The organism is Pseudomonas sp. GYB4201 (assembly GCF_056312595.1).
Genome location: NZ_JBWGIG010000025.1, coordinates 72,477 through 98,637, shown reverse-complemented (window position 1 = coordinate 98,637; position 26,161 = coordinate 72,477). Strand labels below are relative to the sequence as shown.

The following is a 26,161-nucleotide window of genomic DNA, read 5'->3' as shown; positions in this document are numbered from 1 at the left end:
CGACCTGGTCTACGACCGACAATTTAAAGGCTAGCGTGTAATCGCGCTGACTCCGCCTTTTGCCTGAATCCATTGATTCCTCCTGAGGATTGGTCAGAAGGTGTAAACCTTATTCAGGACGGGACACCAGGCACAAAAAAGCCGCTGGCTGGCAGCGGCTTTTTCGTTGACTCGGATCAGGCGACCGGGTTGATCGGCTTTTCCGGGTACCAGGCGTCCAGCAGCGGGCTGACTTCAATGGTGGTCAGCTCGTCGCGGCCCTTGAGCCAGGCTTCAACGGCAGCGCGTTGCTCTTCGTTGACCGAGCCACGCTGAACGGTGCACACCAGGCCCACGTCATCGGTACCGACGTAGTCCAGGCCGTTGGCGTCCATGGCTTCAGCCAGGAAGGCGTCGAGGAAAGCGTCGATTGCCTGGTCGTCCAGGTCTTCCTTGAAGCCCAGGTTCAGTTCGAAACCCAGCTCCTGGAATTCATCCACGCAGAGTTTTTTGCGCAGACGGCGGGAACGGTTAGTGGCCATGAAACAATCCTCTTGAGTATTAACGCGCGGCACTTTACCAGTTTCGGCGGCCGCCTGCCCCGTTTCCTGCGGCCAAACGCGCCCAAGCGTCGAAAAAAACATGAATTAGCGGTCAGCCCGGGCCAACGCACTAAAAGCTTGGGGCATAATGCCGACACTTTTATGTCCGGGGGCCTTCATCTTTTCGTGCCCTCATTTTTTCACCCCTCGCCCGCAGGGTCTTTTTCGTCATGATCAAATCGTTCCGCCCCCTTCTGCTCGCAGGTCTCATGCTGCCCCTGGCCCTGCCCGCCCACGCCGCCGCGCTCAACACCACCCTGCCGCCCAAGGTGGCCCAGGCGTTGAAGACCAGCAAGATCGGCGACAACTCGCTGTCGCTGGTGATGGTGCCGCTCAACGGCCCCGGCACCCCCACGGTGTTCAACGCCGACGTGTCGGTGAACCCGGCCTCCACGATGAAGACCATCACCACCTTCGCCGCCCTGGAACTGCTGGGCCCCAACTACCAGTGGAAGACCGAGTTCTACACCGACGGCACCCTGAGCAACGGCGTGCTGCACGGCAACCTGTACCTCAAGGGCGGCGGCGACCCCAAGCTGAACATGGAAAAGCTCTGGCTGCTGATGCGTGACCTGCGCGCCAACGGCGTGCAGCAGGTCACCGGCGACCTGGTGCTGGACCGCAGCTACTTCATCCAGCCGACCCTGCCGGTGTTCGACGACGACGGCGGCGACGAGAACGCGCCGTTCCTGGTGCGCCCGGACGCGCTGATGGTCAACCTCAAGGCCTTGCGCTTCGTGGCCCGCAACGACGGCGGCAAGGTGTCGGTGTCGGTGGAACCGCCGATCGCCAGCATCCACGTCGACAACCAGGTCAAGGCCCTGGCCAGCAAGGACTGCGGCGGCGACGTACGCTACAACCCGGTGACCGCGCCGGACGGCATCAGCGTGGTGGTCAGCGGCAACCTGGGCGAAGGCTGCAGCTCGCAGACCTACCTGTCGCTGCTCGACCACCCCACCTACACCGCCGGCGCCGTGCGCGCAATCTGGAACGAGCTGGGCGGCAGCATCGCCGGCCGCGACCGCGAAGCCGTGGTGCCCAAGGACGCCAAGCTGCTCGCCCGGGCGTTCTCGCCGGACCTTGCGGAGATCATTCGCGACATCAACAAATACAGCAACAACACCATGGCCCAGCAGCTGTTCCTGACCATCGGCGCGCGCTACCGCACCGATGCCGACGCTGACGACGCCAAGGCCGCCCAACGCGTGATCCGCGCCTGGATGGCGCGCAAGGGCATCCCCGCCAGCCACCTGGTGATGGAGAACGGCTCGGGCCTGTCCCGTGGCGAGCGCGTCAGCGCCCGCGAGCTGGCGACCATGCTGCAAGTGGCCTGGAAAAGCCCCTACGCCGCCGAGTTCATGAGCTCGCTGCCGATCATCGGCACCGACGGCACCATGCGCAAGCGCCTGAAAACCACCGCGCTGGCCGGCGAAGGCCACGTCAAGACCGGCACCCTGAACACCGTGCGCGCCATCGCCGGCTTCAGCCGCGACGACAACGGCAACACCTGGGCAGTCGTCGCCATCCTCAATGACCCTAAGCCCTGGGGCGCCTCCTCGGTGCTGGACCAGGCGCTGCTGGACCTGTATCGCCAGCCCAAGGGCGCCAGCCAGGGTGTCTCGCTGAACCCCTGAGCGTGAACGACGCGCCGCACTGCTACGCTTGACTCCATAAAGGAGGCCCAGGCGATGTGCGGACGTTTCTCACAGGCAGCACGGATGGACCAGTACCTGCTGGAACTGGAATTCATCACCCGCGCCGTGCACGGCGACCCGCCGGCCACGGCGCGCTACAACGTGGCGCCCACCACCCGGGTGCCACTGCTGCGCGCCGACGGGCAAGGGCTGCACATCGATACTGCCCGCTGGGGCTGGTCCCCGGCCTGGGCAGCCGACAAGCGCCCCGCCCCTATCAATGCCCGCGTCGAGACCGTCGCGAGCAGCCGCTTCTTCAAGGCCCTGTGGCCATCCGGCCGCGTGCTGGTGCCCGCCGACGGCTGGTACGAATGGGTGAAAAACCCGGCGCAACCCAAGCTCAAGCAACCCTTGTTCATCCGCCTGAACAACGGTGCGCCACTGTTTTTCGCCGGCCTTGCGCAGGTGGACGGCGACCATGACGGCTTCGTCATCATCACCGACGCCAGCGACCAGGGCATGGTCGACATCCACGACCGCCGCCCCGTGGTGCTGGCCCCCGACGCCGCCCGCGCCTGGCTCGACCCCGGGCTCGACGCCGCCCAGGCCGAGGCTCTGGTGCGCCACGAAGGCCGCCCCGTGGCTGACTTCCAGTGGTACCGCGTGGGCCGCGAGGTAGGCAACGTGCGCAACGAAGGCCCCGGGCTGATTGCACCGTTGAGCACGCCCGACTCGGCAGGCGACCTCTTTCTGTGAGAAAATCAGCATTGATTTCAAATGCTTGGAGAAACACGGTTTGGTTACACACTACTCACCGAACGGCAGCGACATCGCCTGTGGCCGCAACACCCCCAACGTCGTCAGCTGCGCGAACCCTGAGGAAGTTTCCTGCAAATCCTGCCTGAAATCCCTGGGCAAGACCGATGCAGCGCCCAAGGCGGCGAAGAACACCACCCCCTCGCTGGCCGAGATCCGCCAGCAGCGCATGCAGGCCCAGGCCGCCGCCAAGGCACAGCCCAAGGCCGGCTTCTGCTTCCACGCCAACTGGCGCCAGCGCCTGACCGCCCTGCCCAACACCTGCCGCCTGCCGCGCGGCAGCGCGAACGCCCAGCCGTTCGTCTGAGGCCTGCGTGCCGGACGCGGCCTGCGGCCGCTGCTACAGGTTCTTTGTAGCAGCGGCCGCCAGGCCGCGTCACGGCCACCGCGCGATTGCGTTTCGCCCAAGGTCCCAGCTGTGAGACAATGGCCGCAACGTCCGGTATGACTCCCGCACTCCTCTCCCCGCAGCTCGGCCGACTGCTACCTTTCAAAATCGTCAAGCCAGATAGAGCAAGCCCTTGCCGGGATTCACCGAGACATCCCAGCGCGTCACTATGGCCATCCCACCCTACGCTCGATGTAAGCCTTCTCCTACATGCCACGTAGACAAATACGACGCCCAAAGCCATCCACACGAGATTACTTTTAGCTTAATATTGGTATGAATTCGGCCCGCTGATGGAGTCTAAACTCTTAGCTGCGTGAACACGCTGAGAAGCGCTCGCAGAATGTGGACCTACGATTGGAGCAATCAACCATGGAAAATCGCAATCACGCTATGCAGCTGGTGTTCTCGGCTATGGCTCTGATTGGTTGCTATGGCGAAGCTCAAGCCCATGCCCAGACCTCTGTCGGGTATGCTTCGTGCTATCAGACAAGCGCGAATTACGATGAGATAGCTAGCATCAAGAAGGATCTTGCCATGCTGACCCAAGGTTTCAAGGAACTTGATGGCGACTACGCCAAGCTTTTACGTGTGGTGCTCAAGCGAGACACCGTTCGCCATCAAGAATTCGCCAGGACTACGCAGCTTTTACATGTCCTCCGCGGAGTGGAAGCGTCCATGAAAGCCGCTACGCCGCCTACAGAACTCGCCGCAGACCACATGGCTCTGCGCCGAACAGTTGCAAGCTTGCGCGGAAGGCTGACTCAGCTTGAAAGTCTTCACAAGCAAGCGACTACAGTTCCGAGCTATATTGACACTGAAATCGATTTCAATGGATTGAAAATGCTGGCCGAGATGACATCGGAACGCATGGCGGGACCCGCCTAAGGAAGCCGATGTCGTGCAGAGTTGCGTTTCATCCTGCGACCTTTGAACAATATTTTAAGCCGGTTGATCTCCAATTTCCGGGGCTTTCCAGCCGGCTGCTGGCCGACTTCCAGAGTTACATCAATTCTGGACGTGACCTAGTCCCTCGGTATTTCGGTCGAGATGCGCCCTACACCGAACCCCACTTCGTCCTGAAGGCCCACCTCTCTCATATTCATATCAAGCTTCCCCCAGGTGAATTCCGTCAGGACATTTGCCAGTATGACCGCACCTGTGCACGTGGGCGTCCCGACCAAGATGCTGCTCTGGTCTACGTTCAAGGTGAGCTAGAGGAGCACGAGTACCTTTTGATGGCATTCTTCCATCCAGATGCACATGGCAGCGCTCGAAGCTTAACTGTAATGCGATATTTATCTCAGCTGGCTTCGGACTGGAGAGACGAAAACTAAAATCGACTGTTTGTCTCCGCCGCGCACCTGGACCGACGAGGGCCGGCCCAAGCCTGGCTTCTGCTTCCACGCCAACTGGCGCCAGCGCCTGACCGCCCTGCCCAACACCTGCCGCCTGCCGCGCGGCAGCGCGAACGCCCAGCCGTTCGTCTGAGGCCTGTGTGCCGGCCGCGGCCTGCGGCCGCTGCTCCCGGTTCTTTGTAGCAGCGGCCGCCAGGCCGCGTCACGGCCACCGCGCGATTGCGTTTCGCCCAAGGTCCCAGCTGTGAGACAATGGCTGCAACGTCCGGTATGACTCCCGCACTCCTCTTCCCGCAGCTCGGCCCCACGGCTTGATGCTGCTGTTGACGTTTGCGCCCCAAGTTATTGATAGGTAAGTCTTTTGATCTCCACAGCCAACATCACCATGCAGTTCGGCGCCAAGCCGCTGTTCGAGAACGTCTCGGTCAAATTCAACAACGGCAACCGCTACGGCCTGATCGGCGCCAACGGGTGCGGCAAGTCGACCTTCATGAAAATCCTCGGTGGCGACCTGGAGCCGTCGGCTGGCCAGGTGATGCTGGAGCCGAACGTGCGCTTGGGTAAACTGCGCCAGGACCAGTTCGCCTACGAGCAATTCACCGTGATCGACACCGTGATCATGGGCCACGAGGAGCTGTGGAAGGTCAAGGCCGAGCGCGATCGCATCTACTCGCTGCCGGAAATGAGCGAAGAAGACGGCATGGCCGTGGCCGAGCTGGAAACCGAGTTCGCCGAAATGGACGGCTACACCGCCGAATCCCGCGCCGGTGAACTGCTGCTGGGCCTGGGCATTCCCCTGGAACAGCATTTCGGCCCGATGACCGAAGTGGCGCCAGGCTGGAAGCTGCGCGTGCTGCTGGCCCAGGCGCTGTTCTCGGACCCGGAAGTGCTGCTGCTCGACGAACCGACCAACCACCTGGACATCAACACCATCCGCTGGCTGGAAACGATCCTCACGGCGCGCAACAGCACCATGATCATCATTTCCCACGACCGTCACTTCCTCAACAGCGTGTGCACCCACATGGCTGACCTGGACTACGGTGAGCTGCGCCTGTTCCCGGGCAACTACGACGAATACATGACCGCGGCCACCCAGTCGCGCGAACAGCTGCTGGCCGACAACGCCAAGAAGAAGGCGCAGATCTCCGAGCTGCAGACCTTCGTCAGCCGCTTCTCGGCCAACGCCTCGAAAGCCAAGCAGGCCACCTCCCGCGCCAAGCAGATCGACAAGATCCAGCTGGCCGAGGTCAAGCCATCGAGCCGCGTGAGCCCGTTCATCCGCTTCGAGCAGACCAAGAAGCTGCACCGCCAGGCCGTGACCCTGGAACACGTGTCCAAGGGCTTCGACGGCAAGACCCTGTTCAAGAACTTCAGCTTCACCGTCGAAGCCGGCGAGCGCGTGGCCATCATCGGCCCGAACGGCATCGGCAAGACCACCCTGCTGCGTACCCTGGTGGGCGAGCTGGCCCCGGACGCCGGCACCGTGAAATGGACTGAAAGCGCGGAGCTGGGCTACTACGCCCAGGACCACGCCCACGACTTCGAAGCCGACGTCACCCTGTTCGACTGGATGGGCCAGTGGACCCAGGGCGAGCAGATGATCCGTGGCACCCTGGGCCGCATGCTGTTCTCCAACGACGAGATCCAGAAGTCGGTGAAGGTGATCTCCGGTGGTGAGCAAGGCCGTATGCTGTTCGGCAAGCTGATCCTGCAGAAGCCGAACGTGCTGATCATGGACGAACCGACCAACCACCTGGACATGGAATCCATCGAGGCGCTGAACCTGGCGCTGGAGAACTACCCGGGCACGCTGATTTTCGTCAGCCACGACCGCGAGTTCGTGTCGTCCCTGGCCACCCGTATCATCGAGCTGAGCGACAGCGGCGTGGTGGACTTCAGCGGCACCTACGACGACTACCTGCGCAGCCAGGGCGTGACCTTCTGATAGGCGCCTGAGGGCCGGACGTGGCCTGGCGGCCGCTGCTACAGGCGTAGCAGCGGCGGCCAGGCCGCGTCGGCAGCCTTCCAATTCCTCGCAACCCCCGCCATCATGAGCCAACTCTCCAACCGCCCGCCCGCGAACGAGTTGCCATGACTGCCGCCGAACCGCTCCCGCCCGCCAGCAACCTCAGCATCACCCTCAAGATCGTCTCGATCGTGTTCTACACCTTCATCGCCTTCCTCTGCATCGGCCTGCCGATCGCGGTGCTGCCCGGCTATGTCCACGACCAGCTGGGCTTCAGCGCCGTGGTGGCCGGCCTGACCATTGGCTCGCAGTACCTGGCCACCCTGCTTAGCCGGCCCATGGCCGGGCGTGCTGCCGATGGCCTGGGCACCAAGCGCGCCATCGTGCTGGGGCTGGGCGGCATTGCCGTCAGCGGGCTGCTGACCCTGGTGTCGACGCTGTTGCAGGCCCTGCCCCTGGCCAGCCTCGGCATCCTGGTGCTGGCGCGGGTGCTGCTGGGCATTGCCCAGGGGCTGATTGGCGTGGGCACCATCAGCTGGGGCATCGGCCAGGTGGGCAGCGAGCAGACGGCGCGGGTGATTTCCTGGAACGGCATCGCCTCCTACGGCGCCATCGCCCTGGGCGCGCCGCTGGGGGTGTGGATGGTCGACGCCGGCGGTTTCAATACGTTGGGCGTGGCCTTGTCAGCGCTGGCGGTGCTGGCCCTGCTGTGCATCCGCCGCAAGCCCTCGGTGCCAGTAGTGCGCGGCGAGCGCCTGCCGTTCTGGGCAGCGTTCGGCCGGGTGGCGCCGTATGGGGTAAGCCTGACCCTGGCGTCCATCGGCTACGGCACCCTGACCACCTTCATCACCCTGTACTACCTGGACCGCGGCTGGACCGGCGCCGCCTATTGCCTGAGCGCCTTCGGCTTGAGCTTTATCGTATCGCGGCTGGTGTTCATCAACGCCATTAACCGCCTGGGCGGGTTTACCGTGGCGGTCACCTGCATGGCCATTGAGACCCTGGGCCTGGCCCTGGTGTGGCTGGCGCCATCGACGGCAGTCACCTTGCTGGGCGCTTGCCTGGCGGGGTTCGGCCTGTCGCTGGTGTACCCGGCGCTGGGCGTATTGGCCATCAGCCAGGTGCCCAGCACCAGCCGGGGCGCCGGGCTGAGCGCGTTCGCGGTGTTCTTCGACCTGGCCCTGGCGCTGGCCGGGCCCTTGATGGGCATGATCGCCCTGCACCTGGGCTACCCGTGGATCTTCTGCTGCGCAGCGCTGCTGTCGCTGGGCGGCCTGGGCCTGGTGCTGTTGCTGGCGCGCCGCTCAGCGGCTCACTGATCGGCGGTCTGCATGCCGGCGTGGCTCGGTTCGTTCAGGGTCTGGCTGAAGAACTGCCCGGCCTGGCGCACCAGGTCGCGGTGGATGTCCACGCGGTTGACGCCCTCGGCGTCGTTGCACAGGCCCGGCATGCGCGCTTTCTGCTCGTCATCGCAGGGCGCCATGAAGACGAAATGCCCGGCCCCGGCCAACAGCTTGTAGTCCGACACCTTGGGCAGCTTGCGCGCCAGGGCGGCGGCGTTCTTGTCCAGGGCCAGCAGTTTGTCGCTGTCGCCGCTGTAGATCAGCGTGGGCACCTGCACCTGGGACAGCGCCTGGCGGTTGAACATCAGGCCCAGCGGCGCCATCAGCAGCAGTGCCTTCACCCGCGGGTCGGCGGCGGCGTGCAGGTCGTCACGGTCCACCACCAACTCGCCATGGGTCTGGCAGGCATCGGCGTCGTTGGGGAATTCGGCGCAGTATTTGCGCAGGCGGTCGAGGTTGGGCTGGGCACCGGAGAGGATCAGCGCAGTCTCGCCCCCCGCCGAGTAGCCGATCACGCCGATCTGGGCCGGGTCGATGAAGGGCGACAGCATCGGCGCCGACAGCGCCGAGGTGATGGCCTCGGAGATCTGCAGCGGCCGGCCGTACAGGTTGCTCACCGCGCCCAGGCGGCTGTGGTCCTTGTAGTTGTCACCGGGGTGGTAGACGGCCACCACCACGAAGCCCTTGCGGGTCAGCGCGGTGATCAGGTCATGCAGCGCCAGCGGCGTGCCGGCGTTGCCATGGGAGAGCATCAGCAGCGGGTAACGCCCCATGGCGATGCGCGCATCCTCGGTGGCCTCGACCTTGTAGCCCTCGATGGCCGTGACCTGCTCGCGCTGGTTCGACGGGTAGAAGGCCAGCGCCTGCATGGGCTTGTGGTCCAGCGGGTCGAGGAATGTGAGGCGATGGAAGCCCACGCTCCAATGCACGGGAGGGGCCGCGGACACTTGCACCGAAACCAGGCCAATGGCCAGGCACATGAGAAGATTTGCACAAAGACGCATCATGGGATGCCCACCTTTGCTACCCGCCTGATAGGAACCTTTCGCAGTGATCACAGTGTACGTCCAGTCTGGGCCGCCACCGAATGAAAGGTTAGTCAGCTATGCACAAGCATAACCCGGGCCAAAAGCCGCGCATCATACGCGAATGCCGCGCAAAACAAAGCGCCCGTGGTGCTTTGAGCAGCCACGGGCGCCGGGGTTCAGCGTGTTTCGTTGTAATCAGGCAGCGAACAATTTCGAATCGATCTTGGCCTGGGCACCGGCCAGGGCCTTGGTGCGAACTTCGTCACCGTAGGCCAGGCCTTCGGCGCGAACGATTTCGATGTCGGTGATGCCGATGAAGCCCAGCAGCACTTTCAGGAACTCTTCGTGGGCCACGCCCGATGGCTGGCCAGCGTGGATGCCGCCCGACGTGGAGACGATCACCACTTTCTTGCCACCGCACAGGCCTTCAGGGCCGGCTTCGGTGTAACGGAAAGTAGTGCCGGCCACACAGATGCGGTCGATCCAGGCTTTCAGCTGGGTAGGAATGGAGAAGTTGTACATCGGCGCGCCGATCACAACCACGTCGGCAGCCAGGAACTCGCCCAGGGTGTCAGCCGACAGCTTGGCTTCCACTTCGCCGCCAGCCAGGGTGGCGGACGAGAAGTGAGTCAGGGCTTCGGCAGCCAGGTCACGGTAGGTGACTTCAGCGCCTTCGAAGGACTGGACCACGGCGCGGCTCAGCTGACGGGAAGCGGAATTGTCGCCGAGAATGCTGGAATCGATGTGCAACAGTTTCATGGAAATCTCCTGTCTATGAAGCCGCCGGGGCAGCTGGAATGGTGATCATCCTACCGGGAAGTGGAATAGATGATTAGTCCATTGATATGCGTTAGATTGTCCCACAAATGAGACAGTCGGGAAAACGCCCCATGCAAGATCTCAACGACCTGTACTACTTCGCCAAGGTGGTGGAGGCCGGCGGTTTCGCCGCCGCCGGGCGCCAGCTGGGCGTGCCCAAGTCGCGCCTGTCGCGGCGCATCGCCGAACTGGAGGAGCGCCTGGGCGCGCGGCTGCTGCAACGCACCACGCGGCAACTCAAGCTCACCAGCGTGGGCGAGCGCTACCTGCGCCACTGCCAGGCCATGCTGCTGGAGGCGGAGATGGCCGACGAGGTGGTGGCCAGCCTGTCCAGCGAACCGCGCGGCCGCCTGCGGGTGTCGTGCCCGGTGGGCCTGGCCCACGAGTTCCTGCCCAAGGTGATCAGCAGCTTCCTGCAGGAATACCCCCACGTGCAGCTGGACATGGTGCTGCTCAACCGCCGGGTCGACCTGATCACCGAGGGCATCGACGTGGCCCTGCGCGTGCGCGAGCCGTGGGACGAAGACCCGGGACTGGTCACCCGGCGCCTGCGCGAGGCCCGCGCCATACTGGTGGCCAGCCCGGCGCTGCTGGCCGGCAACACCATCGCCAGCCCCGACGACCTGGTGGTGCTGCCGGTGATGGGCGCGCTGGAGGCCGACCGCATGGTCCATTTGCGCCTGCTGGATGAACAGGGCAACAAGCGTGACCTGGTGCTGGAAGCGCGGCTGGGCATCGAGGATTTCGTGGTGCGCAAGGCCACCGCCATCGCCGGCCTGGGCTTTACCATGCTGCCGCTGATGCACTGCGAGGCGGAGCTGGCCAGCGGCGAGCTGGTGCAACTGCTGCCCGACTGGTCGCTGGGCGGTGGCTGGCTGCAGGCGGTGTACCCGCACCGCCGCGGCGTGCTGCCGGCAGTGCGGGCGTGGATTGACCACCTGGTGAAGACACTCGAGGAATGTGGGGAGCGCTTCATATGATGAACGAGCAACAGCTGGCCGCGTATTGCCTGGGCCTGCCCGGCGCGCAGGAAGACTACAAGTGGGGCGGTATTCGCGTGCTGTCGGTGGCCGGCAACAAGATGTTCGCGGTGTTCGGCCTGGCCGGTGACAGCCTGTCGTTGAAGGTGGGCAAGGAGCTGTTCCTGGGCTACGTCGACCGCCCCGGCTTTCGCCCGGCGCCGTACCTGGCCCGTGCCCATTGGGTGAGCCTGGCGCTGCCGCTGGTGGTCAGCGACGATGAGGTGCGCGAGCTGCTGCGCCGCTCGCACCAGCTGGTGGTGCGGCGGTTGCCGAAGAAGACGCAGGTGGGGTTGTTGTTGGACCTGTGACGCGGCGGCGATTGGGACGCGGCCTGCGGCCGCTGCTACGGGCGGGGTTACAGGGCGTGCTGGGTGAAGACGTACAACCAGCCAAGCTCATGGGCCAGTACAATCAGCCAGAACACCACCTGGTAGCTGACCTTGCGCGTCTTGTGCCGGAACGCTTGCTGCGCCAGCAGCGCACCGGGCCAGCCGCCCAGCAGCTCGGCGGCATGCAGCAGCTTCTCCGGGGTGCGCTGGCCCTCGCGGCGGGCCTGGTGCTTGTCGCGCCAGTACAGGCCGAAGGTCACCAGGCTCATCACCAGGTACACCAACAGCACCACCGGCCGGCCACCGCGCAGCCACTGCATCACCACGCCGCTGGCCGGCAACGCGCACAGCACCACCAGCGCCAGCAGCTTCAATTTGAGGTAACGCACCCCAGCCCCCTTCACCGCTTGCGACGCCCGCTGGGCGCCGGCGCTACGGCTGGACATGGTCCCAATCGATCCAGCCGAACCACCAGGTGGCCAGGATCAGCATGCCAAAACCGATGCGGTACCAGGCGAACAGGTCGTAGGTGTGGTTGGCGATGAACTTCAACAGGCCTTTCACCGCGACCATCGCGAACACGAACGCAGTGACGAAGCCCAGGGCGAACACTGGCAGGTCACTGGCCTGGAACAGGTGGCGGTACTTGAACCCCGAATACACCGCCGCACCGACCATGGTGGGCATGGCCAGGAAGAACGAAAACTCGGTGGCCGCCTTGCGCGACAGGCCGAACACCAGGCCGCCGATGATGGTGGAACCGGAACGCGAGGTGCCGGGGATCATCGCCAGGCACTGGGCGAAACCAATTTTCAGCGCGTCGTGCCAGCGCATGTCATCCACGTGCTCCACCCGCACCACGTGCTCGCGCTCTTCAGCCCACAGCATGACTATACCGCCGGCCACCAGGGCCACCGCCACGGTCACCGGGTTGAACAGGTACTGGTGGATGGCGTCGGCGAAGATCACCCCCAGCACCACCGCCGGCAGGAAGGCAATCAGCAGGTTGGCGGTAAAGCGCCGCGCCTGGGGCCGGGTGGGCAGGCCGGTGACGATCTCGATGATCTTCTGGCGAAACTCCCAGACCACCGCCAGGATGGCACCCAACTGGATAATGATGTTGAAGGCCATGGCCCGCTCACCACCAAAGTTCAGCAGGTCAGCGACAATGATCTGGTGCCCGGTGCTGGAAATGGGCAAAAACTCCGTGAGCCCCTCGACTATCCCTAGAATCAATGCCTGTGCGGCGGTCCATAAATCCATCAATTCCCCCAAGTGGAAGCCTGCTCATGGGCAGGTTCCTGATTTTCTTTATAAGTGAAACAACACGCCGAAAAAGCGGCGAAATGCTATCAGAAGACAGTAGCCCACTCCGCTGACAAATCGATGAAAACCGCTCTATTGCCGCACTTTCGTGTATCAAGGTGCGAGCAAAGCCTGCCGACGCAGCCCGGCCACGGTTACAATCGCCACGTTTGTCCCACGGAATCGGTAAATGTTCCCCACCCCGCGCCCGCGCCGGCCAGCCGGCCCATGAAAATCCTGGTACTGACCGGCCCCGAATCCACCGGCAAGAGCGTGCTGGCCCAGGCCCTGCAGGCCAGGTTCGGCGGCCTGGTGGTGGGCGAATACGTGCGCCACTTCATCGACAGCCAGGGCGGCCGCGACACCTGCCTGGCCGATATCACCGCCATCGCCCGTGGCCAGCTGGCCTGGGAGGATGCCGCCCGTGCCCAGCAACCGTCGCTGCTGATTCTCGACACTCACCTGCTCAGCAACCTGCTGTGGAGCCACACCCTGTTCGGCGCTTGCCCGGCCTGGATCGAACCCGCGCTGCTGGAGCGCGACTACCACCTGCACCTGTTGCTGTCGCCCCGGGGCGCCACCTGGGTGGATGATGGGCAGCGCTGTCAGCCTGACCTGGAGCAGCGCCTGGCGTTTTTCGCCGACTGCCAGCAGTGGCTGGACGCTCACCAGCGTCCCTACGCCGTCATCGAGGGAGACTGGCCACAACGGCTGGCCGCCGCCAGTGCCCAGGTGGAAAGATTGCTGGGCTGACGGCAACAAGTGTCCATTTCTGAAACACATGCCGTAGGTGCAAGGCCCGCCGGCAGCGGTTGCAGCGAAACGCCAGCCCACTTGTTAGGCCAGCGTTACACCCAGGTTAGGGGGGAACAACGGCCACTGGCCATTGTCTGAGACCGCTTTTCATTTGGAACTGTCTCAGCGCTGTTACAGCAAAAATCCGGCACGGCCGGCTTGATAGGCCAACTCCTTGATTTAACAGCCGTTCTCAAAACTGGCACACGCCCTGCTCTCTTCCTCGCAACGCCAACAAGGCCGGCGCACACAAGAAGAGGGATGGCCATGATCGGGACTACCAAACAAGGCATTGCCTGCCTGCTCCTGCTGGGGTGCTGCTACAACCTGGCGGCCCAGGCCGCTGGCGACGGCGTCATCGTCATCCAGCGCGAAGTGCAGCCACGCATCGCCACACGCCCGACCATGCGCCCCGACCCCAACCCGGTCACCGTCAACACCAACATGTCCCGCGAAGTGAACGCCGCGGTCAACACCGAGTTGAGCGACGGCGACATCGCTGGCATCAACACCGGCAGCAGCGTCACCCGCCTGATGATGCCCGATGGCAACCTGCGCGGCCTCAGCGCAGTCACCGGCAGCGCCCTGCCGGGCGTCTCCGCAGGCCACTCCGGCGGCGCTGGCGGCGGTATCTCCAACACCGTGAACTCGGCGCTCAGCCAGGGCCTGGCCCCGCTGCAGATGATGACCGGAGGCAAGTGAGATGAAACCTACCCTGCTCTTCATCGCCCTGCTGGGCTGCGCCAGCGCCTTCGCCGACAGCAGCGTGCCCGTGGTCAACAACGCCGTGATCAGCAATGCCGGCGTCGGCTACAACGGCAACATGGCCGTCAACCAGGCCGCCGGCGACCAGCAACAACAGGCCAACGCCCGGGCCATCGCCAGCGGCACCCAGGCCAGCGCCACCACGCACATCAAGCAGGTTTCCAAGGCCGTGGTCGACCCGGTGATGAACGCCCGGTCGTCGATTCAAGGCAACTCGTTCAGCAACGGCAACGGCGCCCTGGGCATCAACCAGACCGCCGGCGCCAACAACCAGCAAGCCAACGCCATGCGCCTGACCACCAGTGCGCAGCCGCTCAGCGTTGACGACAGCGCCCTGTCACAACAGAACGTGGCGCTGGCAAGAGGCTCCGACTCAGCAGGTTCACTCGGCTCCCGCCAGGTCAACACCGATGACCAGGCCTTCACCGGAAGCCGTGGACTGATCCAGCTGAACCAGAGCGCCGGGGTGGGGAACCGCATGGGCAACACCCTGAGCGTAAGGGTCGCTGACTGACCCTCCAAGACAGAAACAACACTTAACTAAAATAAAATAAGTACGGAGAAACACCATGAAACCTACAATGGCCCTCAAGCCTCTGGTCTTCGCCCTTGCTGCCGTCATGGCCGTCGCCGCTCACGCGGGCGACGATCGCAACCAAGGTGGGCATGGCGATCCGCACCATGGTGGTCATCAGCAGCAACCCGATCCCATGCTGCAAATCCAGCTGACCGCTGGTGCTGCCGCCGTGGTGTCCGACGCACAAACCAGCTCGGGCAACGCCGTAGTCAACGAAGGCACCAAGAACTCGGCCTCGGTGAATAACTCTGCTGGCAGCTCCAACGGCAACCTGGGCGTCAACGTGGCTGGCGGCGACGCCAACCAACAAGACAACGCCGCTGCCATCGCCACCGCCGACGAAAGCTTCATCTTCGGCAGCGCCTACTCGCAAACCTCGGCCACTCAAAGCAACACCGGCAACGCCGTGGCCAACTACTCCACCAGCACCAACACCAGCCTCAACGGTACCGCCAACGGCAGCTCGGGCAACATTGGCATCAACGTGACCTCGGGCGACTACAACCAACAGAAAAACAACCTGGCCATTGCCGTCTCGGGCGGCCGTGTAGCAGGCGCCAGTGCCTCGGCCAACCAGACCTCGACGGGTAACGCTGTCAACAACGTGGCCGACCGCACCTACACCAAAGACACCCTCACCGCGTCGTTCCGTGCCACTGGCACCTACAAAGGCACCGGCACCGGCACCGTGGGCGGTGGCGACCCTCATGGCGGCCAACCTGGCGGTCATGACAGCCTGGCCAGCAACAACAGCGGCTGGGGTGGCGACAAAGGCGGCCACAAAGACCCAACCCAGCCTCTGCAGTTCAAGGAAAGCGGCAGCTTCGAGCTGGGCGGCGTAGCCTCCTATCAAGTGCTGACCCCAAGCGGCTGGGCCAACCCTGTGACCAACACCGCTTCGCTGAACAACTCGCTGAACAACGTGTCCGGCAACGTCGGCGCCAACGTCTCGGCAGGTATCGGCAACCAACAAAGCAACTCGCTGTCGATTGCTGCCGGCAAAACCAGCATGTAATCACGACGGTCTCGAGGGCCCCCGCAAGGGGGCTCTTTTTCAGCTCCACCAAGCAAGGCGACTCGACCATGCGCACTTCTGCCCTCCTGACACTGCTGCTGTTGGCTGGCCCTGCCTGGGCCTCGAACATGTCCATACCCGCCCTGCCTGGCGGTACGGTGATTCACAAGTCGATCCAGAGCATGCGTGAGCGGCACTTTTCCGACCTGGTCCAGCAGAAGACCGACTTCAGTTGCGGCGCCGCCGCGCTGGCCACGGTCCTGCGCCAAGCCTACTGGCTGGACGTCGACGAGAAACAGGTGATCGAAGGCATGCTGGCCCATTCCGACCAGGACACCGTCAAGGTGCAGGGTTTCTCCATGCTGGACATGAAGAAGTATGTGGAAAGCATCGGCATGCGTGCCCGTGGCTACCGCATACCCGCCGACAGCCTGGACAAGATCAACATTCCCGTCGTGGTGCTGATGGACATTCGTGGCTACAAGCATTTCGTTGTGATGCAGCGCGTGCAACGCGACTGGGTCTATGTCGGCGACCCGGTGCTGGGCCACAAGCGCTACGCCCGTGAAGACTTCGTGAAAGGCTGGAACGGGATCATTTTCGCCGTCATTGGCCAGGGCTACGACAAGACCAACACCTTGCTCACCCCGCCCGTGCCACTGACCGCCAAGGGCCAGCTGGATCAGTTCAAGCCCGTGCAAGACGCGGATCTCATGGACTTCGGCTTCATCCAGAGTGATTTCTTCTAAATAAATAGGGGCATGAAGCTCCAGGAGCACCCGATGAATACTCAACAGTGGCTGCTGGCCGTGTGCCTGGCTGCCAGTGTGCCGGTGCACGCCGCGCCGGCATTCCAACCGATAGAGGTCAAGGACTCCGAGCTTTCCACCTTGCGCGGCCGCTTTGTCATGCCCGGACGCATCATCAGCTTCGGCGTGGTGATGTCCACCACCTGGCAGAACGCCAACGGCGACATGCTGGGTGCGCGGGCGAACATGCAGGTGCAGTCCACCACCATCACCCCGCAGTTCTACGTGCAAACCTTCAATAGCAAGGGCAGCGGCACCGCTGACCTGGCGCAGAACCCCGGCACCGGCATTGTCACCGGGGGCGCCGGCCTGACCACCACCCAGGGCGTGACCCAGTCGGTGCGCGCCGCAGGCGATAACAACAGCGCCTACAACAACGTCGACATCAACGTCTCCCAAGCGAGCGCCGCCCCGACCCCGGCGGCGCCGCAAGGGCAGGTCCTGGCCCCGGGCAGCACCATTACCGGCACCAATGGGGCGGGCAGCCTGACCGTGGCCAGCAATGGCAGCGGCGTGCAGATGTCGATCCAGGCCAACAACAACCAGGGCACCACCAGCCAATCGCTGGGCCAGGGCGGCCTGTCGCAACTGACTACCCTGCTGGGGGGCTCCAACCAAGTCAGCAACCTGACCCAGCTCAACGTGGTGATGCGTAACAACGTGCCCGCCAGCGGCAATATCGACTCGGGCCTGAGCCAGCTCAGGGGCCTGCGTAACATGGGGTACTAACCTACGCTGCATGAAAATCTGGACTACGCTTCGTCTCAAAATAATGCAGTCAACAGGGACGGCTCACCATGCAACGATCGTTTTCGTTCAATGCGGTTGTCTGCTTAAGCGCTCTGCTTCCCGCAACGCTTTTGCAGGCAGCCCCCGACCCCCAGGTCGAGGAACTCAAGGCAGAACTGCTGCAACTCAAGCAACGTTACGATCAACAGCAACAGGCACTGATGGTGCTGGAGCAACGGGTCAAGCAGGTCGAGGAAACCCCGGGCACGCCACCGCCCAAGCGCCTGAGCAAGTCGCCAGCCGAGCCCAGCAAGGCCCAGACCATCGCCACCGGCGCCCCGGGCACCAGCAGCGGGGGTGCCGCAGGCGGCGCGTCGTACGGCCAGTCGCTCAAGGACGACTCCACGCCGGCGCAGAGCGTCAACAACCTGTACGATGAGAACACCGGCTTCTTCGGCGGCGGCAAGTTCAGCCTCGAGACCGGCATCACCTATTCGCACTACGACACCCGGCAACTGGTGCTCAACGGCTTCCTGGCCCTGGACTCGATCTTCCTCGGCAACATCAACATCGACCGCATCAAGGCCGACAGTTGGACCCTGGACGTAACCGGCCGCTACAACATCAACAACCGCTGGCAGTTCGACGTCAACGTGCCGGTCATCTACCGCGACTCCACCTTCCAGTCCGCTGGTGCAGGCGGTTCCACCACTGCCATCTCCCAGGAATCGGTCAGCCGCGACCCCACCATCGGCGACATCAACGCCGGCGTCGCCTACAAATTCATGGACGAGGGCCCCTACCGCCCCGACGCGGTATTCAGCGTGCGGGTGAAAGCGCCTACCGGCAAGGACCCATACGGCATCAAGCTGGTAAAATCGCCGAACAACGACAACCTTGCCGTGCCTGACTCGCTGCCCACCGGCAACGGCATGTGGTCGGTCACCCCGGGCATCTCGCTGATCAAGAGCTTCGACCCGGCCGTGCTGTTCGGCAGTTTCTCCTACACCCACAACTTCGTGAACAGCTTCGGCGACATCGACCCCAACGTCGGCACCAGCATCGGCGGCAAGGTGGACCTGGGCGACAGCTTCCAGGTGGGCATGGGCGTGGCGTTCGCCTTGAACGAGAAGATGAGCATGTCGTTCTCGCTGTCCGACCTGATCCAGCGTCGCGCCAAGATCAAGCAGGACGGCGGCGACTGGCAGGGCGTGCCCTCCAGCGACGCCAACGCCGGGTACTTCAACATCGGCATGACCATCGCGGCCACGGATGCGCTGACCATCGTGCCGAACCTGTCCATCGGCATGACCGATGACGCGCCGGACTTCACCTTCAGCCTGAAATTCCCGTATTACTTCTGATGGTAACGGACGCGGCCTGTGGCCGCTGCTACGAAACCCCGTAGCAGCGGCCACAGGCCGCGTCCTCGCACGTTCAACGAATCTGGTGTTTATGCAGCAACCGGTAAAACGTCGGCCGCGAGATGCCCAGCACCCGCGCGGCAATGCTGAGGTTGTCGGAATGGCGGTTCAGCACGTCGCACAAGGCCTGCCGCTCGGCACGGTGCTTGTAGTCTTCCAGCGTGCCCATGGGCACCACCACCGCGGTCTGGCTGGTCAGCCCCAGGTCCTGGGCCTCGATCTGCCGCCCTTCGGCCAGCACCAGCCCACGGCGCACGCGGTTGGCCAGTTCGCGCACATTGCCCGGCCAGTCATGCTTGCCCATGGCAATCAGCGCGTCCTCGCTGAAGCTGCGCGGCCGCCGGCCGGTTTCCTGGCTGTAGAAGTGGGCGAAGTGGTTGGCCAGCATCGCCAGGTCGCCATGGCGCTCGCGCAGCGGCGCGGTCACCACCTGCAACACGTTCAAACGGTAGTACAGGTCTTCGCGGAAACGCCCGGCGCTGATCGCCGACTCCAGGTTGACGTGGGTCGCCGCCAGCACCCGCACGTCCACGGCGATGGGCTGGCTGCCGCCCACCCGTTCGATGTGTTTTTCCTGCAGGAAACGCAGCAGATTCGCCTGCAGCTCCAGCGGCAGGTCGCCGATTTCATCGAGGAACAGCGTGCCGCCGTTGGCCGCCTCGATGCGCCCCACCTTGCGCTGGTGGGCACCAGTGAACGCGCCCTTCTCGTGGCCGAACAGCTCCGACTGAATCAGGTGCTCGGGAATCGCCCCGCAGTTAATCGCCACGAACGGCTTGGCATGGCGCTGGGACTGGCGGTGCAGGGTGCGCGCCACCAGCTCCTTGCCGGTGCCGCTCTCCCCGCGGATCAACACCGGCGACTCGGTGGGCGCCAGCTTGCTCAGCAGCTTGCGCAGGTCGCGGATCGGGCGGCTGTCGCCCAGCAGTTCGTGCTCGGGCTGGTTGACGTGCACCGCCCCCTGCCCGCGCAGGCGCGCCATGCCGAACGCGCGGCCCAGGGTGACCTGCACCCGCGACACGTCGAATGGCAAGGTGTGGAAGTCGAAGAACCACTCGCAGACGAAATCACCGACGTTCTGCATGCGCAGCACGTCCTGGTTGAGCACCGCGATCCACTCGGTGTTGCTGCGGCTGATCAGCTCCTTGACCGCCTCCGGGCGCTCCAGGTGAAAGGGTTGTAGGCGCAACAGGCCCACGTCGCAAGGGTGGTCACAGGCCTGGTCAAGCTCGCAGCTGTCCACCTCCCAGCCCACGGTGCGCAGGCCGGGCAACAACTGATGGCAGTCGTCGCAAGGGTCGACAATTAGCAGGCGTCGCGTGTTTGCCATATCGAGCATGACCGGCTCCTTGGCGCCAATAATATAAAAGTTATTAGAAACAGCGAGTTGGCGACCCCGTCTGTAACAGTAGCAATTAACTTGACGGTGCCAAGGACCGTTGGTCTACAAAACTGTTACACGTTTTTACGATCGGGAATTTCGTTGATTTTTCAACGTCAAAACGAACGCTAAAAAGGCCATGAGAAAAAAAGTTTGATCATTTTCCTGCCCGCGTGTGACTTGTTGCCCGGTTGGCAGCATCAGTACAGACAAGCAGACGCAATCGGTAATGACCTTGCCGCCGCCCTGCACACTTTTTCGGGCACACTAGAGAGACTGACCCCATGAACGCCCCACTGCGTGTCAACGAAGCACTTCTGATTGCCGGCCACGCCTTCGAACCCTTCCAGTGCGTGGCCTGGGCCCCACAGGATGGCAACGGCGAACTGAGCCTGACCGTGGTAGACCGCACCCGCAACAGCATTGGTCGCAAGCAAGTACCGAGCAGCACTTATTCGGACCCTGCGCAATGGGCCCACCTGCTCGAAGAAGTACGCGCCGAACTGCGCCAGGACGGTTACGACCTGCAACCCTGGAGCATGCCACAACAATAAGTGGCACTTTGCACCGTGGCAGTAGTGGCAACTACGGATAGCTGGCTAATTAATTAAAATCCGAGTTGCCTTGCCTGCGGCATAACAGCGCAGCACTTATAAAGTGCCTGGCAAACTGTCTATATGTCGATACTCCGCGCCTAGCTGTTTCGCCAATTCAACGGCACGGCCCAGGCGAATCGCCCCCCTTTCCATATCGATCAGCAGCGCCGGGCACGGCAGCGGCACGATGCCCTCTGCGCGCTTGATACGCCCATCAGTGATCACCAGGCAGCGCTGCTGCTCATGGGGGAAGGCCTTGGCCCGGCGCGCGAGGAACTCGCCCGCCTGGGCCAGCGCGGCCACCAGCGGCGTGCCGCCGCCAGCGGCTAGGGCCTGCAACCAGGGCTGCAGGGCCTGGGAAGCTTTCAGGCCATGGCGTTGCCAGTGCGGCTGCTCGCCGCTGGCGGTGAGCAGGGCAAGGCGCGCGCGGCGGCGGTAGGCCTGGTCGAACAGCTCGGCCAGCAGGCCCTTGGCGTCGGCGAGGGCCTGGTGCTTGCGGGTGGACGCCGAGGCGTCGACGACCACCAGCCACAGCTCATGGGCGCTGGCCCGGCGCTGCTGCCAGCGCAGGTCGACAGCCTTGCGTGGCCGCCCCTGCAACAACGTGGCGGCCCAGTCCACCCGGCCGAAAGCCGCAGCCCGCGCGGCGCCACGGCGCCCCTGCTGCTGCCCGGCCTGGGGTCTGGCACCCGCCCCGGGGCGCGGGCGAATGCTCAGGGCTTTTTTGGCCAGCTCGGCACGTCACGCCGCGCGCCCATGGGCGTGGCCTGGGGCGGCAGGCCGCCCCACTGGCCTTCGCCGCTGGCGGCCTGGGGCGCTTGCGCGCCGGCAGGCGGCGGCTGCTCGCCCTGGGGCGCCTCGGGGGGCTGGCGACGGCGATGGCGCAGGGCGAACTCGGCCACTGCATCGATATCCATGGCCTCGATACCCAGGGCCCCGCGCCAGGCGGCATGGGCCCGTGCCGCGCGCAACCACACCAGGTCAGCACGCATGCCGTCGACGCCGGCGGCAAAACAACGTTCGGTGATGACGGCCAGCGCCTGGTCGTCCAGCGGCACCTCTTCCAATACCTCCCGCGCCAGTTGGCAGCGCTGGCGCAGGGCGTCCTGGCGGCTGGCCCACTCGTCACAGAATGCGTACGGGTCGGCGTCGAACGCCAGGCGCCGCCGGATGATCTGGCTGCGCTCCTGGGGAGCCGGCTGGCCGTCCAGGGCCACGTTGAGGCCGAAGCGGTCGAGCAGTTGCGGGCGCAGTTCGCCCTCCTCCGGGTTCATGGTGCCGATCAGCACGAAGCGTGCGCTGTGGCGATGGGAAATGCCGTCGCGCTCCACGCGGTTGACGCCGCTGGCGGCCACGTCCAGCAGCAGGTCCACCAGGTGGTCGGGCAGCAGGTTGACCTCGTCCACGTACAGCACGCCACCGTCGGCCTTGGCCAGCACGCCAGGGGAAAACTGCGCGCGGCCCTCGCCCAGCGCCGCGTCCAGGTCCAGGGTGCCCACCAGGCGTTCCTCGGAGGTGCCCAAGGGCAAAGTGACGAACTGACCGCTGGCGAGCAGGTCGGCCAGGCCACGGGCCAGGGTGCTCTTGGCCATGCCGCGCGGGCCTTCGATCAGCACGCCGCCGATCTTCGGGTCGATGGCGCTCAGGCACAGGGCCAGTTTCAGCGAGTCGGCGCCAACCACGGCAGCCAGGGGAAAATGCGGGGTATCGCGCATGTCAGGCATCTTCTTCTATATCCAGCAGCAGTTCCTCCAGGGCCTGGCGGTAGTCGCCCGGCTCGCCCCACAGGCCGCGTTGCTGGGCCTCGAGCAGGCGCTCGGTGATGTCGCGCAGGGCATGGGGATTGTGCTGCTGCATGAAACCTCGGGTGTCGGCGTCCAGCACGTAGGCATCGGCGAGCAACGCGTACTGGTGGTCGTCGATCAAATGGGTGGTGGCGTCGAAGGCGAACAGGTTGTCGACCGTCGCGGCCAGCTCGAACGCTCCTTTATAACCGTGGCGCTTGGCGCCGTCGATCCATTTGGGGTTCACCGCACGGGCGCGCACCACGCGGTTGAGTTCTTCCTTCAAGGTGCGAATGCGCGGCAGGTCGGGCTGGCTGTGGTCGCCGTGGTAGCTGGCGGCCGCCTTGCCAGCCAGGGTTTCGGCCGCGGCAAGCATGCCACCCTGGAACTGGTAGTAGTCGTTGGAATCGAGCAGGTCGTGCTCGCGGTTGTCCTGGTTCTGCACCACGGCCTGCACCTGGCCCAGGCGCTGGGCGAACTGCGCCCGCGCCGGCGTGCCGTCGTCGGTGCCGCCATAGGCGTAGCCGCCCCAGTTCAGGTAAGCCTCGGCCAGGTCCTGGCGGGTCTGCCACAGGCGGCCGTCGATGGCGCCCTGGACGCCGGCGCCGTAGCTGCCGGGCTTGGCGCCGAAAATGCGCCAGCCGGCTTCGCGGCGCGCCTGTTCGGCGTCGATGCCCTGGGCCAGCAGGGCTTGTTGCTCGCTGCGTACCTTGGCCGCCAGCGGGTTGAGGTCGTCCGGCTCGTCCAGCGCGGCCACCGCCTGCACGGCGGCGTCGAACAGGCGCAGCAGGTTGGCGAAGGCGTCGCGGAAGAAGCCCGACACCCGCAGGGTCACGTCCACCCGCGGACGGTCGAGCAGGCTCAGCGGCAGAATCTCGAAATCGTCGACGCGCTGGCTGCCGGTGGCCCACACCGGGCGCACGCCCATCAGCGCCATGGCCTGGGCAATGTCGTCGCCGCCGGTGCGCATGGTGGCCGTGCCCCACACCGACAGGCCCAGTTGGCGCAGGTGGTCGCCGTGGTCTTGCAGGTGGCGTTCGAGGATCAGGTTGGCCGAGGCAAAACCGATGCGCCAGGCGGTGGTGGTGGGCAGGTTGCGCACGTCCACCGAGAAGAAGTTGCGGCCGGTGGGCAGCACGTCCAGGCGCCCACGGCTGGGCGCGCCGCTGGCGCCAGCAGGCACGAAGCGCCCGCCCAGGGCCGCCAGCAGGCCGCCGATCTCGGCCGGGCCGCACGCGTCCAGGCGTGGCGCGACGGTGTCGCGCAGGCCGTCGAGAATCAGGTCGACGTCAGCCCAACCGGTGGCGGCAGGCGTGTGCAGCGCCTGTTCGATCAGCTGCGCGGCATACAGCTCCAGGCGCTCGCGGGTGTCGCCGGCGGTGCGCCAGCTGTCCGCGCTGACCGCCTGCAGGCAGGCCGGGCGGGCGCCTTCCCAGCTGTCGCCGAGGTTGCAGTCCAGCGGGTCGAAGCCCAGCTGCAGCGCCCGCCCGAGGGTGCGGATCAGACTGGCGTGGGCGCCGCGGCCATCGCCGCGCGGGATGCGCAACAGCGACGCCAGGGTGTCGATGCGCAGGCGCCCGGTGGGCGACTCGCCGAAAATGTGCAGGCCGTCGCGGATCTGCGATTCCTTCAGGTCGCACAGGTAGGTGTCCAGGCGCGGCAGCCACAGCGCGGCGTCGGCGTCACTGTCCCAGCCGGCGTCCAGCTGCAGCTCGCGGTCGATCTGCGCGTCGCGCACCAGCGCCAGGATCTCGCGTTGCAGCTCGCGGGCGCGGCGCGGGTCCAGCAGCTGGGCGTCGTAGTATTCGTCGGCCAGGCGCTCCAGGTCGCGCAGCGGGCCATAGGTTTCGGCGCGGGTCAGCGGCGGCATCAGGTGGTCGATGATCACCGCCTGGGTGCGGCGCTTGGCCTGGGCGCCCTCGCCCGGGTCGTTGACGATGAACGGGTAGACGTTGGGCATCGGCCCCAGCAGCGCGTCCGGCCAGCAGCGCTCGGACAGGCCCACGCCCTTGCCCGGCAGCCATTCCAGGTTGCCGTGCTTGCCCACGTGCACCACGGCGTCGGCGCCATAGGCGTGGCGCAGCCAGAAATAGAACGCCAGGTAGCCGTGGGGCGGGACCAGGTCGGGGTCGTGGTACACGGCGCTGGGGTCCAGCTGGTAGCCACGAGCCGGCTGGATGCCGACGAAGGTCAGGCCAAAGCGCAGGCCGGCGACCATCATGCGGCCGCTGCGGCACATGGGGTCGGCGCTTGGCTCGCCCCAACGCTCGCGCACCGCCTGCTGGTTGGCCAGCGGCAGGCGCGCGAACGCCGCCAGGTAGTCGTCCATGGCCATGCTCTGGGCGCAGGGGCGCAGGTCAAGGCTGTCAAGGTCGTTGCTGACGCCGCCCAGCAACTGCTGGATCAGCGCCGTGCCGCTGGCGGGTAGGCCCTGCACCGGGTAGCCCTCGGCGTGCAGGGCGCGCAGGATGTTCAGCGCCGCCGCCGGGGTGTCCAGGCCCACGCCGTTGCCGATGCGGCCGTCGCGGGTCGGGTAGTTGGCCAGAATCAGTGCGATGCGCTTCTGGCCGTTGGGCAGGCGCGCCAGCTCGGCCCAGCGCCGCGCCAGTTCGGCGACGAAATCCATGCGCTCGGGGTGCGCGCGGTAGCAGACCACGTCGGACTGGCTGCGCTCGCTGCGCCAGGCCAGGTCCTTGAAGCTGATGGGGCGGCTGATGATGCGCCCGTCCAGCTCCGGCAGGGCGATGTGCATGGCCAGGTCGCGCGGGCCCAGGCCCTGCTCGCTGGCTTCCCAGCCGGGCTGGTTGTCCTGGGCGCAGATGGCCTGGATCACCGGGATGTCGCGGCGGAACGGCCGCAGGTGCGGCGCTTCCGGGCTGGACTGGGCAAACCCGGTGGTGTTGAGGATCACCGCCGCGCCGACTTCGTCCATCCAGGCCTGCACCTGGCTCAGGCAGCCGGCCTCCTTGAGGCTGGCCACGGCCATGGGCAGCGGGTTCAGGCCGGCCGCCAGCAGGCGTTGGCAGAACACGTCGACGAAACCGGTGTTGGCCGCCTGCAGGTGCGAGCGGTAGAAGATCAGCGGCACCACGGCCTGGCCGGGTTGCCAGTCGGCCTGCCAATGGGCCAGGCCGGCATCGTGGTGGGCCGGGTGATAGATGGCGGTGCGCGGCAGCGCCTGGGGCTCTGCCCAGGCGTAGTCGCGACCGAGAAACTGGCTGGCCAGGCAGTTGAACAACGACAACGCGTTGCCCATGCCGCCCTGGCGCAGGAAGTGCCACAGGCGTTCGCCCACCTCGCGACCCACGGTGCCCAGGTCACTGAGCTCGGGGTCGGGGCGGTCGTCGCCGGGCACCAGGATCAGCTGCACGCCGCGTTCGGCCAGCGCCACCAGCTGCTCGACGCCGTAGCGCCAGTAGCCGATGCCGCCGTGCAGGGAAATCAGGATGACCTTGGCGTGGCGCAACACCTCGTCCACGTACAGGTCCACGGAAGCGTGGTTCTGTACCTGCATGGGGTTGGCCAGGCGCAGGCTTGGGAAGTCGTCCGGCAGCTGCCGGGCGGCCTCGGCCAGCAGCGCCAGGTGCGAGTCACCGCTGCAGAGAATCACCAGCTCGGCCGGTGTCTGGCCCAGGTCGGCGATGCTGTCGTCCGGCACGAAACCGCCGGGCTGGGTTCTCAGCAGGTGCATGGC

At 65.1% G+C, this 26,161-nt stretch carries 27 protein-coding genes; 18 read left to right on the top strand and 9 right to left on the bottom strand.

Translation table 11 applies throughout. The annotated features are described in order from the left end of the window. Window positions 1–176 precede the first annotated feature (176 nt). Window positions 177–521, bottom strand: coding sequence for a 50S ribosome-binding protein YggL (locus tag AC0Z2B_RS22080; RefSeq protein ID WP_473003295.1), 345 nt, complete (start codon window positions 519–521; stop codon window positions 177–179). Between the two features lie 230 nt (window positions 522–751). On the opposite strand from AC0Z2B_RS22080, the gene dacB reads away from it, so the two are divergent. The 8 genes from dacB to AC0Z2B_RS22040 all read left to right on the top strand — a co-directional run bounded on the left by dacB (window position 752) and on the right by AC0Z2B_RS22040 (window position 8,065). Further along, window positions 752–2,215 (top strand): D-alanyl-D-alanine carboxypeptidase/D-alanyl-D-alanine endopeptidase, encoded by a 1,464-nt coding sequence (gene dacB / locus AC0Z2B_RS22075; protein ID WP_416425373.1) that lies wholly within the window; start codon window positions 752–754, stop codon window positions 2,213–2,215. Between the two features lie 54 nt (window positions 2,216–2,269). Beyond that, the gene (locus AC0Z2B_RS22070) at window positions 2,270–2,971 is read left to right on the top strand and encodes an SOS response-associated peptidase (protein WP_476299411.1); all 702 of its coding nucleotides are present in this window, start codon (window positions 2,270–2,272) and stop codon (window positions 2,969–2,971) included. 40 nt (window positions 2,972–3,011) lie between these two features. Then, the gene (locus AC0Z2B_RS22065; protein ID WP_476299409.1) at window positions 3,012–3,338 is read left to right on the top strand and encodes a hypothetical protein; all 327 of its coding nucleotides are present in this window, start codon (window positions 3,012–3,014) and stop codon (window positions 3,336–3,338) included. A gap of 453 nt (window positions 3,339–3,791) precedes the next feature. After that, complete coding sequence (locus AC0Z2B_RS22060) at window positions 3,792–4,307, top strand: hypothetical protein (RefSeq protein WP_476299407.1); 516 nt, start codon at window positions 3,792–3,794, stop codon at window positions 4,305–4,307. A gap of 8 nt (window positions 4,308–4,315) precedes the next feature. Then, window positions 4,316–4,756 (top strand): type II toxin-antitoxin system YafO family toxin, encoded by a 441-nt coding sequence (locus AC0Z2B_RS22055; protein WP_476299405.1) that lies wholly within the window; start codon window positions 4,316–4,318, stop codon window positions 4,754–4,756. Between the two features lie 10 nt (window positions 4,757–4,766). After that, the gene (locus AC0Z2B_RS22050; protein ID WP_476299403.1) at window positions 4,767–4,910 is read left to right on the top strand and encodes a hypothetical protein; all 144 of its coding nucleotides are present in this window, start codon (window positions 4,767–4,769) and stop codon (window positions 4,908–4,910) included. Between the two features lie 228 nt (window positions 4,911–5,138). Further along, window positions 5,139–6,725, top strand: a complete 1,587-nt coding sequence (locus AC0Z2B_RS22045) for an ABC-F family ATPase (protein WP_416425390.1) — start codon at window positions 5,139–5,141, stop codon at window positions 6,723–6,725. Between the two features lie 146 nt (window positions 6,726–6,871). Beyond that, a complete protein-coding gene (locus tag AC0Z2B_RS22040; protein ID WP_476299401.1) occupies window positions 6,872–8,065 on the top strand; it encodes an MFS transporter in 1,194 nt (397 codons plus the stop codon). Here the strand turns inward: AC0Z2B_RS22040 and AC0Z2B_RS22035 are convergent. Continuing rightward, window positions 8,059–9,096: an alpha/beta hydrolase family protein gene (locus AC0Z2B_RS22035; protein ID WP_416425392.1), complete on the bottom strand. Its 1,038-nt coding sequence runs from the start codon at window positions 9,094–9,096 to the stop codon at window positions 8,059–8,061. The genes AC0Z2B_RS22040 and AC0Z2B_RS22035 overlap by 7 nt on opposite strands. A 216-nt stretch (window positions 9,097–9,312) precedes the next feature. Beyond that, on the bottom strand, window positions 9,313–9,876 hold the full coding sequence (locus AC0Z2B_RS22030; RefSeq protein ID WP_416425393.1) for an FMN-dependent NADH-azoreductase: 564 nt from the start codon (window positions 9,874–9,876) through the stop codon (window positions 9,313–9,315). A gap of 131 nt (window positions 9,877–10,007) precedes the next feature. On the opposite strand from AC0Z2B_RS22030, the gene AC0Z2B_RS22025 reads away from it, so the two are divergent. Both AC0Z2B_RS22025 and AC0Z2B_RS22020 read left to right on the top strand, forming a co-directional pair. Then, on the top strand, window positions 10,008–10,916 hold the full coding sequence (locus AC0Z2B_RS22025; RefSeq protein WP_416425394.1) for a LysR substrate-binding domain-containing protein: 909 nt from the start codon (window positions 10,008–10,010) through the stop codon (window positions 10,914–10,916). Further along, window positions 10,916–11,266, top strand: coding sequence for an MmcQ/YjbR family DNA-binding protein (locus tag AC0Z2B_RS22020; protein WP_416427426.1), 351 nt, complete (start codon window positions 10,916–10,918; stop codon window positions 11,264–11,266). Before AC0Z2B_RS22025 ends, AC0Z2B_RS22020 begins: the two co-directional genes overlap by 1 nt. 47 nt (window positions 11,267–11,313) lie before the next feature. Here the strand turns inward: AC0Z2B_RS22020 and AC0Z2B_RS22015 are convergent, their stop codons facing one another. Beyond that, window positions 11,314–11,733: a DUF1294 domain-containing protein gene (locus AC0Z2B_RS22015; protein WP_476299399.1), complete on the bottom strand. Its 420-nt coding sequence runs from the start codon at window positions 11,731–11,733 to the stop codon at window positions 11,314–11,316. Then, entirely contained in the window at window positions 11,720–12,550 is an 831-nt protein-coding gene (locus AC0Z2B_RS22010; RefSeq protein ID WP_476299397.1) for an undecaprenyl-diphosphate phosphatase, read from the bottom strand. The genes AC0Z2B_RS22015 and AC0Z2B_RS22010 overlap by 14 nt, the downstream gene beginning before the upstream one ends. A gap of 270 nt (window positions 12,551–12,820) precedes the next feature. On the opposite strand from AC0Z2B_RS22010, the gene AC0Z2B_RS22005 reads away from it, so the two are divergent. From AC0Z2B_RS22005 to AC0Z2B_RS21975, 7 genes are all read left to right on the top strand, one after another. After that, window positions 12,821–13,345 (top strand): AAA family ATPase, encoded by a 525-nt coding sequence (locus AC0Z2B_RS22005; protein ID WP_476299395.1) that lies wholly within the window; start codon window positions 12,821–12,823, stop codon window positions 13,343–13,345. 309 nt (window positions 13,346–13,654) lie between these two features. After that, window positions 13,655–14,089: a hypothetical protein gene (locus AC0Z2B_RS22000; RefSeq protein ID WP_416425398.1), complete on the top strand. Its 435-nt coding sequence runs from the start codon at window positions 13,655–13,657 to the stop codon at window positions 14,087–14,089. Window position 14,090: 1 nt separating this feature from the next. Beyond that, a complete protein-coding gene (locus AC0Z2B_RS21995; protein WP_416425399.1) occupies window positions 14,091–14,666 on the top strand; it encodes an adhesin in 576 nt (191 codons plus the stop codon). Between the two features lie 55 nt (window positions 14,667–14,721). Further along, window positions 14,722–15,744: a heme utilization protein gene (locus AC0Z2B_RS21990; RefSeq protein ID WP_476299393.1), complete on the top strand. Its 1,023-nt coding sequence runs from the start codon at window positions 14,722–14,724 to the stop codon at window positions 15,742–15,744. 68 nt (window positions 15,745–15,812) lie between these two features. Beyond that, a complete protein-coding gene (locus tag AC0Z2B_RS21985) occupies window positions 15,813–16,493 on the top strand; it encodes a C39 family peptidase (RefSeq protein ID WP_476299391.1) in 681 nt (226 codons plus the stop codon). A gap of 33 nt (window positions 16,494–16,526) precedes the next feature. Then, complete coding sequence (locus AC0Z2B_RS21980; RefSeq protein ID WP_476299389.1) at window positions 16,527–17,282, top strand: hypothetical protein; 756 nt, start codon at window positions 16,527–16,529, stop codon at window positions 17,280–17,282. A 68-nt stretch (window positions 17,283–17,350) separates the two neighbouring features. After that, window positions 17,351–18,646, top strand: coding sequence for a coiled-coil domain-containing protein (locus AC0Z2B_RS21975; protein ID WP_476299387.1), 1,296 nt, complete (start codon window positions 17,351–17,353; stop codon window positions 18,644–18,646). A gap of 73 nt (window positions 18,647–18,719) precedes the next feature. Here AC0Z2B_RS21975 and AC0Z2B_RS21970 read toward each other — a convergent pair whose 3' ends face one another. Next, window positions 18,720–20,045 (bottom strand): sigma-54 dependent transcriptional regulator, encoded by a 1,326-nt coding sequence (locus tag AC0Z2B_RS21970; RefSeq protein ID WP_476299385.1) that lies wholly within the window; start codon window positions 20,043–20,045, stop codon window positions 18,720–18,722. A gap of 326 nt (window positions 20,046–20,371) precedes the next feature. Between AC0Z2B_RS21970 and AC0Z2B_RS21965 the strand changes: the two genes are divergently transcribed. After that, entirely contained in the window at window positions 20,372–20,641 is a 270-nt protein-coding gene (locus tag AC0Z2B_RS21965) for a hypothetical protein (RefSeq protein ID WP_416425405.1), read from the top strand. Window positions 20,642–20,737: 96 nt separating this feature from the next. Here AC0Z2B_RS21965 and AC0Z2B_RS21960 read toward each other — a convergent pair whose 3' ends face one another. From AC0Z2B_RS21960 to cobN, 3 genes are read right to left on the bottom strand one after another with little or no spacing between them, the layout of a single operon-like run. Further along, complete coding sequence (locus AC0Z2B_RS21960) at window positions 20,738–21,415, bottom strand: vWA domain-containing protein (protein ID WP_476299415.1); 678 nt, start codon at window positions 21,413–21,415, stop codon at window positions 20,738–20,740. After that, complete coding sequence (locus tag AC0Z2B_RS21955) at window positions 21,397–22,398, bottom strand: magnesium chelatase ATPase subunit I (RefSeq protein ID WP_476299383.1); 1,002 nt, start codon at window positions 22,396–22,398, stop codon at window positions 21,397–21,399. The genes AC0Z2B_RS21960 and AC0Z2B_RS21955 overlap by 19 nt, the downstream gene beginning before the upstream one ends. A gap of 1 nt (window position 22,399) precedes the next feature. Further along, the gene (cobN, locus tag AC0Z2B_RS21950; protein ID WP_476299381.1) at window positions 22,400–26,158 is read right to left on the bottom strand and encodes a cobaltochelatase subunit CobN; all 3,759 of its coding nucleotides are present in this window, start codon (window positions 26,156–26,158) and stop codon (window positions 22,400–22,402) included. Window positions 26,159–26,161 lie beyond the last annotated feature (3 nt).

What these genes read in the sequence shown, in the direction of transcription:
- AC0Z2B_RS22080 (WP_473003295.1), bottom strand. Translation starts at nt 521, where the DNA reads ATGGCCACTAACCGTTCCCGCCGTCTGCGCAAAAAACTCTGCGTGGAT.
- dacB (WP_416425373.1), top strand. Translation starts at nt 752, where the DNA reads ATGATCAAATCGTTCCGCCCCCTTCTGCTCGCAGGTCTCATGCTGCCC.
- AC0Z2B_RS22070 (WP_476299411.1), top strand. Translation starts at nt 2,270, where the DNA reads ATGTGCGGACGTTTCTCACAGGCAGCACGGATGGACCAGTACCTGCTG.
- AC0Z2B_RS22060 (WP_476299407.1), top strand. Translation starts at nt 3,792, where the DNA reads ATGGAAAATCGCAATCACGCTATGCAGCTGGTGTTCTCGGCTATGGCT.
- AC0Z2B_RS22055 (WP_476299405.1), top strand. Translation starts at nt 4,316, where the DNA reads ATGTCGTGCAGAGTTGCGTTTCATCCTGCGACCTTTGAACAATATTTT.
- AC0Z2B_RS22040 (WP_476299401.1), top strand. Translation starts at nt 6,872, where the DNA reads ATGACTGCCGCCGAACCGCTCCCGCCCGCCAGCAACCTCAGCATCACC.
- AC0Z2B_RS22035 (WP_416425392.1), bottom strand. Translation starts at nt 9,096, where the DNA reads ATGATGCGTCTTTGTGCAAATCTTCTCATGTGCCTGGCCATTGGCCTG.
- AC0Z2B_RS22030 (WP_416425393.1), bottom strand. Translation starts at nt 9,876, where the DNA reads ATGAAACTGTTGCACATCGATTCCAGCATTCTCGGCGACAATTCCGCT.
- AC0Z2B_RS22025 (WP_416425394.1), top strand. Translation starts at nt 10,008, where the DNA reads ATGCAAGATCTCAACGACCTGTACTACTTCGCCAAGGTGGTGGAGGCC.
- AC0Z2B_RS22020 (WP_416427426.1), top strand. Translation starts at nt 10,916, where the DNA reads ATGAACGAGCAACAGCTGGCCGCGTATTGCCTGGGCCTGCCCGGCGCG.
- AC0Z2B_RS22015 (WP_476299399.1), bottom strand. Translation starts at nt 11,733, where the DNA reads ATGTCCAGCCGTAGCGCCGGCGCCCAGCGGGCGTCGCAAGCGGTGAAG.
- AC0Z2B_RS22010 (WP_476299397.1), bottom strand. Translation starts at nt 12,550, where the DNA reads ATGGATTTATGGACCGCCGCACAGGCATTGATTCTAGGGATAGTCGAG.
- AC0Z2B_RS22005 (WP_476299395.1), top strand. Translation starts at nt 12,821, where the DNA reads ATGAAAATCCTGGTACTGACCGGCCCCGAATCCACCGGCAAGAGCGTG.
- AC0Z2B_RS22000 (WP_416425398.1), top strand. Translation starts at nt 13,655, where the DNA reads ATGATCGGGACTACCAAACAAGGCATTGCCTGCCTGCTCCTGCTGGGG.
- AC0Z2B_RS21995 (WP_416425399.1), top strand. Translation starts at nt 14,091, where the DNA reads ATGAAACCTACCCTGCTCTTCATCGCCCTGCTGGGCTGCGCCAGCGCC.
- AC0Z2B_RS21990 (WP_476299393.1), top strand. Translation starts at nt 14,722, where the DNA reads ATGAAACCTACAATGGCCCTCAAGCCTCTGGTCTTCGCCCTTGCTGCC.
- AC0Z2B_RS21985 (WP_476299391.1), top strand. Translation starts at nt 15,813, where the DNA reads ATGCGCACTTCTGCCCTCCTGACACTGCTGCTGTTGGCTGGCCCTGCC.
- AC0Z2B_RS21980 (WP_476299389.1), top strand. Translation starts at nt 16,527, where the DNA reads ATGAATACTCAACAGTGGCTGCTGGCCGTGTGCCTGGCTGCCAGTGTG.
- AC0Z2B_RS21975 (WP_476299387.1), top strand. Translation starts at nt 17,351, where the DNA reads ATGCAACGATCGTTTTCGTTCAATGCGGTTGTCTGCTTAAGCGCTCTG.
- AC0Z2B_RS21970 (WP_476299385.1), bottom strand. Translation starts at nt 20,045, where the DNA reads ATGCTCGATATGGCAAACACGCGACGCCTGCTAATTGTCGACCCTTGC.
- AC0Z2B_RS21965 (WP_416425405.1), top strand. Translation starts at nt 20,372, where the DNA reads ATGAACGCCCCACTGCGTGTCAACGAAGCACTTCTGATTGCCGGCCAC.
- AC0Z2B_RS21955 (WP_476299383.1), bottom strand. Translation starts at nt 22,398, where the DNA reads ATGCGCGATACCCCGCATTTTCCCCTGGCTGCCGTGGTTGGCGCCGAC.
- cobN (WP_476299381.1), bottom strand. Translation starts at nt 26,158, where the DNA reads ATGCACCTGCTGAGAACCCAGCCCGGCGGTTTCGTGCCGGACGACAGC.